The organism is Brevibacillus sp. NRS-1366 (assembly GCF_050467985.1).
Window position 1 is genome coordinate 117952 of record NZ_JBITPN010000001.1, and the last position, 6215, is coordinate 124166.

Sequence of the window (6215 nt, forward strand, 5' to 3'; positions counted from 1 at the left end):
AAAGGAAGGAGTGTTTGTCGATGAAAGTAGAAGAAGCGCTGCAAATATTGAAAGAACACGGATTCAAATATACCGGCAAGCGGGAGGAGATGATTCGCATCTGCGCTGCGGAAAAGCGATATCTCTCGGCCAAGGATATTATGGAACGAATCAAGGAGCACTACCCAACGCTTAGCTTTGATACCGTTTATCGCAACATCTCCACTTTTGTTGAGCTGGGGATATTGGAAGAGACTGAGCTGGATGGTGAGGGGAAATTCCGCCTGGCTTGTTCAGCAGACGGTCACCACCATCACCACGTGATTTGTACAGAATGTGGAAAAACATCGTCATTGCCTGGTTGCCCGATGAACATTATGGCCTCTGTTCCTGATGATTTTGAGGTGACAGGCCACAAATTTGAAGTGTACGGAACATGTAAGGACTGTGTTTCACATACCAATTAAGTATTTGTTGTTGAAAAGGGAGTGTCCGTCTATTGCGGATGCTCTTTTTTGTTTTTTTCTAGCATCTATTTGCTATAATGGGTGGGAAATCATCAGTTTTTTCACACCTTTTTAATACAATGGAGAGAAGGGACACAGCTATGATTCCCCGCTATATTGTGGACTTTGATTTGCACACTCTGCCTCGAATGAAAACGGACGTAGCTGTTATTGGTGCAGGGATCGCTGGCTTGTATACGGCGCTGCAAACGAGTGAATACGCTGATGTTGTATTAATCAGTAAAAAGGGATTGGATGATAGCAATACGCGCTGGGCGCAGGGAGGAATCGCAGCCGTAACGGCAACATCTGATTCGCCCGAGCTTCATCGTCAAGATACGTTGCTTGCCGGAGCAGGACTTTGTTCGAATAGCGCAGTGGAAGTATTGGTTCATGAGGGTCCGGATCGCTTGAAAGAACTGATTGCATATGGAACGGAATTTGATCGGGATGAACATGGCCGCTACGAACTGACCCAAGAGGGTGCGCATAGTAAGCGGCGTATTTTGCATGCGAATGGGGATGCAACAGGGGCAGAAATCGTCCGTGCCTTATCTGCGAGGGTCAAGGAACAGGAGAACATTCACGTGCTGGAGCATCATTTTGCCATTGATGTCATCACCGAGGAAGGCGAATGCGCAGGAGTCATTGTACAGAGTCCGGATGGAGAGCTGTTTTTCCTGGAGGCGAAAGCGACCGTACTCGCCACAGGGGGAGCTGGTCAGCTTTATCGCTATACGACCAACCCGGAAATCGCTACAGCAGACGGGATCGGGATCGCCTATCGCGCAGGTGCACGAATCAAGGATGTCGAGTTTATTCAGTTTCACCCGACAGCGCTGTACTATCCAGGTGCGCCGCGCTTTTTGATTTCGGAGGCAGTTCGTGGGGAAGGGGCGGTTTTACGTAACAGTAATGGTGAACGCTTTATGGACAAGTACCACCCACAAAAAGAGCTTGCCCCTCGCGATATCGTGGCGCGGGCGATTGTTTCAGAGATGGAGCAGACGAATGTTTCGTTCGTCTATCTGGACATTACCCACGAGTCAGAGGAATTGATCAAACATCGGTTTCCGACGATCTACAACTTTTGTCTCCAGTATGGATTAAATATGGTAACGGATTGGATACCAGTAGCGCCTGCTTGCCATTACATCATGGGCGGAGTGCAGACTGATCTGCACGGCGAAACCACAACAAAACGGCTGTTTGCCTGCGGAGAAGCATCCTGCACGGGTGTTCATGGGGCGAACCGACTTGCGAGCAACTCATTGTCAGAAGCGGTTGTGTTTGGGCATCGGATTTCGGAGCGGATCAAGGAGCTGCCCGAGTTGCCTGGTGTTCGGTCTTTTTCCGTGGCTTCGGAACACCGCAAACAACGTACGTTCAATGCACGTGAACAACGGCTAAAGCTGCAAAAGCTGATGCTTCGCCATGTCAGTGTGAAACGGCATGAAAAGGGATTAACGAAAGCATTGGCAGAACTGGAACGCATGGAGCAATACTATCATTTTCAGTTTGATGAAAAAGAGGCATTTGAATTTCTGAATCTGTTGAATGCAGCGGTGCTCACGACGAAAGCTGCGTTAATGCGGGAAGAAAGCCGAGGAGGACATTACCGCATTGATTTCCCAAATAAGGACGATTTGATTTGGCGCAAGCATTTGATTCAATCTGCTAGCCAAGGTGTTCAGGAGGAGAGTGACCAGCATGATGTGGAATAAACGAGAGCTTCAGCGAAAAATTGAAGAATGGCTGCACGAGGATATTGGATTTGGGGACGTCACTACGATGAACACGATCCCTGAGAGTGAACAAGGCATCGGTATTCTGTATGCGAAAGAAGCAGGGATTATTGCAGGATTGCCGATTGCACAGCAGGTGTTTGAGACGGTAGACCCTGACCTTTCATTTAGCGCAAAAGTAGAAGAAGGAGCGCGAGTAGAAATTGGTGACCAAATCGCTGAGGTGAGCGGCTCGGTACGTTCGATTTTAAGCGGGGAGCGCCTCGCGCTGAATTTGATGCAGCGGCTTTCCGGCATCGCTACGAAAACAAGTGAGTACGCGGCGGCCGTAGCCGAAACAAACGCTCGGGTAGTGGATACGCGCAAAACAACGCCAGGGCTGCGTTTTTTGGAGAAATACGCCGTTCGTGTCGGGGGTGGCTATAACCATCGCTTTGCCTTGTACGATGCGGTCATGATTAAAGATAACCATATTAAAGGAGCAGGTGGCATTGCACAGGCCGTGGCGGCCGCACGCGCAGCGATTCCCCACACGATGACAGTCGAGGTAGAGGCGGAGTCGCTTGACCAGGTACGAGAAGCACTCGATGCAGGCGCTGACATTATCATGCTGGACAATATGTCTACTGAGCAAATGGCCGAAGCTGTTCAACTCATTGACAGACGGGCAGTGGTCGAGGCGTCTGGTGGCGTAAACCTGGAGACGATTGGATCTATCGCGAAAACGGGCGTGGATGTTATATCAGTAGGTGCCTTGACTCATTCAGTCAAAGCACTCGATATCAGTCTTGATTTGAATACACGGAAGCGGTAAGGAGCAATTCCTATGTTATTGGTGATCGACATCGGCAATTCCAACGTGGTCATGGGTTTGTACGAGGGTGATTTACTGCGGCATCATTGGCGGTTTGCTACAGATCGCCACAAGACGGAAGACGAGTACGGCATGCTGGTAAAGAGTCTGTTTGACAGCGCAGGGCTTGCGCTGGATGAGGTGAGCGGAATCATCATTTCCTCTGTGGTACCACCTCTGAACGATACGATCGATCGAATGTGCGTAAAGTACCTGAAGCGAAAAGCGCTCATAGTCGGACCGGGGATCAAAACGGGGCTGAACATCAAGTATGAGTATCCGCGTGAGGTCGGATCGGACCGGATCGTCAATGCTGTGGCAGCCATTCATTATTACGGGACACCGCTGATTGTCGTCGATTTCGGGACAGCCACAACCTTTTGCTATGTGGATGAGCGGGGGCAGTATTGGGGTGGGGCGATCGCTCCGGGAATCGGAATTTCAACGGAAGCACTGTTTAGCCGTGCTGACAAGCTGCCGCGTATTGAAATAGCCAAGCCAGCGAGTGTAGTAGGCCGCAACACGATAACAGCCATGCAGTCGGGCATTTACTACGGATTTGTCGGCCAGGTGGAGGGCATCGTCCGTCGGATCATCGCCGAATTTGGTACGAAGCCCACGGTAGTAGCGACCGGGGGGCTGGCTTCCATCGTAGCGGATGAAACCGAGTGTATCCATGTCGTTGACCCTATTTTGACGTTAAAAGGGCTTCGCTTGATTTATGAACGAAATCAATAAGAATGCGTAACAAAAACAGCCGTAGCGGTTTCGAGTGCTATGGCTGTTTTTGTATGGATTGACTAAAACGTGGTCGCTCTTCCTTGAAAAGTCGTCGATAGAGGTTTTCTTATCTTTTTACAAAAAAACAGCTCAGGGTCGCTGGGGTCAAGATGGTCAATTGTGCCACTGTAGACATAGCCTAGCTTGTGGCAAAGGCGCTGCATTCGTTTGTTGGAAAAGTTAGTGGAAGTGAACAATTTATCAGTAGGACAGATGGATTCTACATACAATAGAAGATCCTCACCGACACCTCGGTTTTGATACTGTGGGTGCACCATGATTAATTCAACGAAGCTCTGCTTGAAAAAGGATTGATTCATAATGGCAAAACCGATGATGTCCATATCAAAAGAAGCAACGTAGCAATGACCTGCAGCAATGGCACTACACAGCTCAAAGGAGCGGCTCGTGTTGCCTAAAACCATGGCATCGATTCTACAGACGACTGCCGCATCCTGATTGGTGGCTTGACGAATTAGGGTCATATTCTCACATCCTTTCCTAAGTTAATCATCACTTCGTTTTGCGTGCCTGGCAAGAAGTATCTGGATCCCCCTTTCGCTTGCTGCCGGAGATTGTCTGTCTTGTTAGTCCATATGCGGTTAGGTATGAAAATAATCCTGGAAATCCACTTAATAAAGAAGAAAAGGAAGGCGGTTAATTCTCGACGTCTTTGGTGATCATAATTTCGTGGTTCGATCGAGGGTCGAAAAAAAGAAAAGGTTTTTTACTTCTTTTCGTTGACAGCAGGTACTCCAGAGGATACAATGGCTATTGTGCCTAGCAGAGTAGTGCGGTCACGGTAAACTTTTTAAATGAAATTAAAAAAAGTTCTTGCTTTCTTCGAGATAACATGATAACATTTGAGATCTGGAAGGCAATAATAAGTTGGGTCACTTCGATCCACTTTAGATATACTCTGGATGGATGTCCGAGCGGCCGAAGGAGCACGATTGGAAATCGTGTAGGCGGGGTCGACCCGTCTCGTGGGTTCAAATCCCACTCCATCCGCCATAACACACTACATATGGCCCGTTGGTGAAGCGGTTTAACACAGCAGCCTTTCACGCTGTCATACAGGGGTTCGAATCCCCTACGGGTCACCATATTACCCCACAAAGTAAATGGATGGTTCTTATCATCATTGAAGTTGTCGGGACCCCCGCAAAGTACTCGGAATATGCTTCAGAGCATACCCTTCACTTTGTGGGGATGTTGGAGGCTTAGCTCAGCTGGGAGAGCATCTGCCTTACAAGCAGAGGGTCGGCGGTTCGATCCCGTCAGCCTCCACCACTTAATTTCATAAAGTGACTTAGTAACGTCGCGGGATGGAGCAGCTCGGTAGCTCGTCGGGCTCATAACCCGAAGGTCGCAGGTTCAAATCCTGCTCCCGCAACCAAAATGGAGCTGTGGTGAAGTTGGAGTTCACGCCGGTCTGTCACACCGGAGGTCGCGGGTTCGAGTCCCGTCAGCTCCGCCATTTTTACCCTAACGGTTTGGATGGCTAGCAATAACATAGCACGAGCCATTAGCTCAGTTGGTAGAGCATCTGACTTTTAATCAGAGGGTCGAAGGTTCGAGTCCTTCATGGCTCACCAGTTTTTAACCCCAAGAAGCATAGTGTTGTTTCGAATGTTTTCGGGTGCCGGATTTATAATGCGGTCATGGCGGAATTGGCAGACGCGCTAGATTCAGGTTCTAGTGGTGGCAACACCGTGGAGGTTCAAGTCCTCTTGACCGCACCAAACAGCCCCAAAAAGTGAAGTGAAGCTTTGTAGCGTATTCCGAATACTTTTCGGAGACCCCACAACTAATTCATTATATATGCGGACGTAGCTCAATTGGTAGAGCGTCGCCTTGCCAAGGCGAAGGTCGAGGGTTCGAGACCCTTCGTCCGCTCCATAACATGTGCCCTTAGCTCAGCTGGATAGAGCGTTTGACTACGAATCAAAAGGTCGGGAGTTCGAATCTCTCAGGGCACGCTTCTACACCCTAAAAAGTGAAGAAGAGCGTTGTAGCCTATTCCGAGTACTTTTCGGGGGGCCACGACAAAAAGATATAATCGGGAAGTAGCTCAGCTTGGTAGAGTACTTGGCTTGGGACCAAGGGGTCGCAGGTTCGAATCCTGTCTTCCCGACCATTGATTATACTTTCAAGTTTAAACGCTTGTTTGAAAAAAAGATGGTTGACTTAACTGAATGAAGTGTGGTACATTTGAAATCTGCGCTTTCAGAAAAGAAAGAAGCAGAATGGTGAAGAAATTTTTAAAAAACAGGTTGACACCAAAAAAGAGAATGTGCTACGATGTAGTTCCTGCTAGTTTAGCAGAACTAAAAATGCTCTTTGAAAACT

5 protein-coding genes and 10 tRNA genes are annotated in these 6215 nt (G+C 48.6%); 14 read left to right on the forward strand and 1 reads right to left on the reverse strand.

Going from position 1 to position 6215, the window contains the following annotated elements:
• Window positions 1-20 precede the first annotated feature (20 nt).
• From ACIFQN_RS00635 to ACIFQN_RS00650, 4 genes are all read left to right on the forward strand, one after another.
• The gene (locus ACIFQN_RS00635; RefSeq protein WP_429831091.1) at window positions 21-446 is read left to right on the forward strand and encodes a Fur family transcriptional regulator; all 426 of its coding nucleotides are present in this window, start codon (window positions 21-23) and stop codon (window positions 444-446) included.
• Window positions 447-586: 140 nt separating this feature from the next.
• Window positions 587-2209: an L-aspartate oxidase gene (gene nadB / locus ACIFQN_RS00640; RefSeq protein WP_429831092.1), complete on the forward strand. Its 1623-nt coding sequence runs from the start codon at window positions 587-589 to the stop codon at window positions 2207-2209.
• The gene (gene nadC, locus ACIFQN_RS00645; RefSeq protein WP_429831093.1) at window positions 2196-3044 is read left to right on the forward strand and encodes a carboxylating nicotinate-nucleotide diphosphorylase; all 849 of its coding nucleotides are present in this window, start codon (window positions 2196-2198) and stop codon (window positions 3042-3044) included. The genes nadB and nadC overlap by 14 nt, the downstream gene beginning before the upstream one ends.
• 12 nt (window positions 3045-3056) lie before the next feature.
• Window positions 3057-3821 carry a type III pantothenate kinase gene (locus ACIFQN_RS00650; RefSeq protein ID WP_429831094.1) on the forward strand — a complete coding sequence of 255 codons (765 nt, stop codon included), beginning with the start codon at window positions 3057-3059 and terminating at the stop codon, window positions 3819-3821.
• Window positions 3822-3883: 62 nt separating this feature from the next.
• On the opposite strand, the gene ACIFQN_RS00655 is transcribed toward ACIFQN_RS00650, so the two are convergent.
• A complete protein-coding gene (locus ACIFQN_RS00655; RefSeq protein ID WP_429831095.1) occupies window positions 3884-4348 on the reverse strand; it encodes an N-acetyltransferase family protein in 465 nt (154 codons plus the stop codon).
• Between the two features lie 436 nt (window positions 4349-4784).
• Here ACIFQN_RS00655 and ACIFQN_RS00660 point away from each other — a divergent pair.
• From ACIFQN_RS00660 to ACIFQN_RS00705, 10 genes are all read left to right on the forward strand, one after another.
• Window positions 4785-4877, forward strand: a tRNA-Ser gene (locus ACIFQN_RS00660).
• Window positions 4878-4892: 15 nt separating this feature from the next.
• Window positions 4893-4969: transfer RNA gene (locus tag ACIFQN_RS00665), tRNA-Glu, on the forward strand.
• Window positions 4970-5080: 111 nt separating this feature from the next.
• A tRNA-Val gene (locus ACIFQN_RS00670) sits at window positions 5081-5156 on the forward strand.
• Window positions 5157-5185: 29 nt separating this feature from the next.
• Window positions 5186-5262, forward strand: a tRNA-Met gene (locus tag ACIFQN_RS00675).
• A gap of 4 nt (window positions 5263-5266) precedes the next feature.
• Window positions 5267-5343: transfer RNA gene (locus tag ACIFQN_RS00680), tRNA-Asp, on the forward strand.
• 42 nt (window positions 5344-5385) lie between these two features.
• Window positions 5386-5461: transfer RNA gene (locus ACIFQN_RS00685), tRNA-Lys, on the forward strand.
• A gap of 60 nt (window positions 5462-5521) precedes the next feature.
• Window positions 5522-5608: transfer RNA gene (locus tag ACIFQN_RS00690), tRNA-Leu, on the forward strand.
• Window positions 5609-5689: 81 nt separating this feature from the next.
• Window positions 5690-5765: transfer RNA gene (locus ACIFQN_RS00695), tRNA-Gly, on the forward strand.
• A 6-nt stretch (window positions 5766-5771) separates the two neighbouring features.
• Window positions 5772-5845: transfer RNA gene (locus tag ACIFQN_RS00700), tRNA-Arg, on the forward strand.
• An 81-nt stretch (window positions 5846-5926) separates the two neighbouring features.
• Window positions 5927-6003 (forward strand) — tRNA-Pro (locus tag ACIFQN_RS00705).
• Window positions 6004-6215: the final 212 nt, after the last annotated feature.

Excerpts from the sequence above, each read along its gene's own strand:
- ACIFQN_RS00635 (WP_429831091.1), top strand. The coding sequence starts at position 21 with ATGAAAGTAGAAGAAGCGCTGCAAATATTGAAAGAACACGGATTCAAA.
- nadB (WP_429831092.1), top strand. The coding sequence starts at position 587 with ATGATTCCCCGCTATATTGTGGACTTTGATTTGCACACTCTGCCTCGA.
- nadC (WP_429831093.1), top strand. The coding sequence starts at position 2,196 with ATGATGTGGAATAAACGAGAGCTTCAGCGAAAAATTGAAGAATGGCTG.
- ACIFQN_RS00650 (WP_429831094.1), top strand. The coding sequence starts at position 3,057 with ATGTTATTGGTGATCGACATCGGCAATTCCAACGTGGTCATGGGTTTG.
- ACIFQN_RS00655 (WP_429831095.1), bottom strand. The coding sequence starts at position 4,348 with ATGACCCTAATTCGTCAAGCCACCAATCAGGATGCGGCAGTCGTCTGT.